At 63.7% G+C, this 3558-nt stretch carries 2 protein-coding genes and 1 pseudogene; all 3 read right to left on the reverse strand.

The annotated features are described in order from the left end of the window. Nucleotides 1–1091 (reverse strand): anion permease (locus tag WBV42_RS11415; protein ID WP_423986143.1); only part of this gene is annotated, 1091 nt, incomplete at its 3' end. Between the two features lie 57 nt (nucleotides 1092–1148). Beyond that, on the reverse strand, nucleotides 1149–2546 hold the full coding sequence (locus tag WBV42_RS11420; RefSeq protein ID WP_423986144.1) for an NAD(P)/FAD-dependent oxidoreductase: 1398 nt from the start codon (nucleotides 2544–2546) through the stop codon (nucleotides 1149–1151). A 722-nt stretch (nucleotides 2547–3268) separates the two neighbouring features. Beyond that, nucleotides 3269–3558: pseudogene (locus tag WBV42_RS11425) on the reverse strand (metalloprotease); the annotation flags it as partial.

Genomic DNA, 3558 nt, shown 5'->3' on the forward strand with positions numbered 1-3558 from the left:
GTGTAGGACATCTTCCGCTTGCTGACGCGTCCGGCCCCCGCCGCATAGCCGCTGCCGATGATGGCACTGACGACGATTTCGTTGAACGAAACGGGGATGCCGAACAGCACCGCCGTCTGCGCGATGGCGAACGCCGGGATCAGCGCGGCGGTCGCCCGTCGCGGCCCGAGCGACGAGAAGTCCCGCGCGAGCGCCTTGATCATCCGTGGCGCGCCCATCCACGCGCCGAGCATGACGCCAACGCCGCCGAACAGCAGGACGACGGCGAGCGAGAGTCCGATCGGAATCGTCATCGGTGCGAGCGGCCCGACAGCGAGACCGACTTGGCTCCCACCTGCCGAAAACGAGACGAGTGCGCCGATGCCGAACAGCAAGTGTCGCTGTCCCGTCTTGACGTCGGTACGCACCTCGATCAGAAGTATCGCGCCGAGGACGAGCGCGACGAACAGGGTCACCACGATGAGACCGGCGAGCGACGGAACGGGGAGGCTTTCGGCTGCGACCGCTGCGACCGATGCGCCGCCCGATTCCGGCGCGAGAAAGGTGAACGGCGAGTTGGCGAGGATGAGGCCGACGATGGCCCCGAACAGCGGAATCGAGTACTCGTCCGGTACGTCGTCACGCCGGATTAGGCGGGCGAGCCCATACGCGATTCCGCCGCAGAAGACCGGCGTCAGCACCCACAGGAGCAGGATTTGCTGATACTTCGCGTACGCCGGTGCTCCGCCGAGCGCCAACCCAACGCCGATGACCGCACCCGTCGCCGTAAAGGCCGTCGCGAGTGGATACCCCGCGAAGATTCCGATCGCGACGAGTCCGGCGGCGACGACGAGCGCGATGACGGCCGCTACCGGCGAGAGCGTCACGCCGTTGATGAGTCCGGCGGAGATCGCTTCCGTGACGTTCTGTCCCTGAACCACTGCTCCGAGAATCCCGAACAACCCCGTAAAAAAGGCCGCGCGCATGACCGTCATCCGGCGAGCGCCGACGCCGGGTGCGTACGGCGTCCACCCCGCGCCGACCGTCCACGCCATGAAGAAACTCGCCACTGCGCCGATACCGACGATTCCCAACTGCTCCACCCCAACCATGATGCATAATGGAAGCGACGAGCGGGCAAAACCCTGCGCGTGGCGTATTCGAGGTGGTTATGAGGACTGCTGGTAGTCGTTCGGATCGACGACGACTTTCTGGCCCGCGATTCTGTCCGCACATTCGTAGCCCGCGACGATGCCGCCGTTCAGGCTGCGCTCGGGGTACTGGGCCTTGCTCGCCATTCCGGCGTAGTAGATGCCGTCCGCGATGTCGTCTCCGAGGTCATACGGGACGACCATGTCGAGATAGCCGCGTTCGTACACCGGCGCGGCGCGCGCGTTGCGGGCGAGTCGGAACTCGGACACCGACGAGCGGTCCCAGTCGGGGAACATCTCCTCGATGTGACCCAACCACAGGTCCTCGACTTCCTCGTCGTTCATCCCCCACAACTCCTCCTCGTAGTCCTGAATGTAGCTGGCGACGTACAGCAGGTGGTCGCCGCCGTAGCGCTCCGGCGGGATGTAGTTGGTGTGCTCGATGAGCGCGCCGAAGGGCGCGTCGTGTCCGATGTTGAGCCAGTAGGTGTCAGTCAGCGGTTCGTCCATCGTCACGAGCGCACAGACCGCCCCTTGGAAGTCGATAGTGCACTCGTATCCCGTCAACTCTTCGAGGACGTTCGGCATCGCGGCGACGACGACGTCGTCCACGTCGTGCGTCTCGGTCGCGGTGTCGCCATCCGAACTTCCGCCGTCCGCGGCGGCGACTTCCGCGCTCCCCGCCGGTTTCGTCGTGAGCGACGTGACGTGCCCGTCCTCGCTGTCGAGGTCGGTGACGTACACGCCGGTCGTGATGTTCTCCCTGCCGACCTCCTCGACAAGCGCGTCGATGAGACGGCCGAACCCACCGCGGAGGTAGCCCAGCGGTTCGCCGCGCAGGAGGTCGCGTTCACCGCGGAACTTGATGCGTCCGAGGAGCCACGCCGCGCTCACGTCCTCCTTCCTGCTACCGAACTTCGCGTCCAGAAGCGGTCCGAAGAAGTTCTCGTAGACGCCGCGCGAGGTGTGCTCGATCAGGAATTCGTCTATCGGGACGTCCTCGTAATCCTCCAGTCGTTCGTAGGAATCGAACTTCGGAATCCCGCCCCGGATGTCGATTTCCTGCGTGAGGAGCGCCAACCGGAACTTGTCGTAGGCACTCATGTGCGGGTAGGCGAGGATTTCCCACGGCTTGTCGAGCGGGTGGACGACCCCATCGACGTAGTAGGCGTTCTTCCCGATGGGCCACTCCAAGTCGTCGTCCAATCCGAGTTCACCCATGAGGTCGATGATGGTCTCCTCCGAGGCGGAGAGGTGGTGGTAGAACTTCTCGATGCGGTCCCCGTTCGTCTCGTAGGTCGCGGCGAGTCCACCGAGGTCGTCGCTCGCTTCGAATACCTGCACGTCGTAGCCGTGCTGTTGGAGGCGGTAGGCGGCGGCCAATCCGGCGATTCCCCCACCAACGATACCTATCATAGTCCGTCGATTCGTCCCCCCGTGGAATACGTGTTACGACCCAGCAATCGGACAGGTTCGAACGAAAAGTGGTTGCGAAAGCGCTCGTCTGCTCGCTACGATGAGTTAGAATCGATTTTGATTGGTTTGCGAGTGGAGTTACTGGGAAGACGATCTTGAAAGCCCCCGCCCGTTCGCGGTCGGCCCCTTTCAGTCCCGCCCCAAAACCGCCGCCGCACCGCGCCACAATCCTCCCCAGCCGATTCCTCCGCTCGTCGCTGACGCTCCTCGGTCGTCATCCCTCGCACGCTATCGGCACACCCCTTCGGGCGGACCGCTGGCCGAAGGGCTGTGGCCAGCGCGCGCCGCCCGGCTGGACGGGCTGCCCGATACGGACCAACCACACGGCGCGCGACGTTCTCGTGAGCGTGCGAACGAGAGCCAGTCGGAGCTTGTCTCCGACAGTATGGCGCACCTCCGGTGCGCCCGCGCGAGGGACGAGCATCGCAGTGAGCAACGCGAACGAGAAGCGCAGTCGGTTGGGGAGGGTGTGGGCGGTGCGGTCTTCATTGTGGCTCGGATACTGAAATCACAGCGAACCAAACTACGTCGTTTCGCAGCGAACGGGCGGGGCTTTCTGTCCTGCCATCGTCGTTGCTGTACTCTCGGCCCCAGAAAAGACGTCTCGTCGTTGCCGCACTTTCGCCAAAATCAAAACCAATCCGAGAACAGTATTCTCGCGGTTACATTGCGAATAGCCCGAACAGCGCCAGCAACACACACGGTATGAGCGCGGCGACGAAGACGGTCGTGCTCCACCGTTTCAGTTGATTGCCGTCCAGCGGCCCCCACGGGAGCATGTTGAAGCCCGCGAGGATGAAGTTGATTTGTGCGCCACGAAGGCCGATGATTTGGACGATCCCCGGCCCGCCAAAGATGAGCGGGAAGAAAAGAATCCCGAGAACGACGTTGGTCATTGGCCCTGCCAACGCGATGAGGCCGTTTTCGCGCTCCGTACTCATCCCTTGATGGT

The organism is Haladaptatus sp. (assembly GCF_049589095.1).
Classification (GTDB): domain Archaea; phylum Halobacteriota; class Halobacteria; order Halobacteriales; family Haladaptataceae; genus Haladaptatus.

What these genes read in the sequence shown, in the direction of transcription:
- WBV42_RS11420 (WP_423986144.1), bottom strand. Translation starts at nt 2,546, where the DNA reads ATGATAGGTATCGTTGGTGGGGGAATCGCCGGATTGGCCGCCGCCTAC.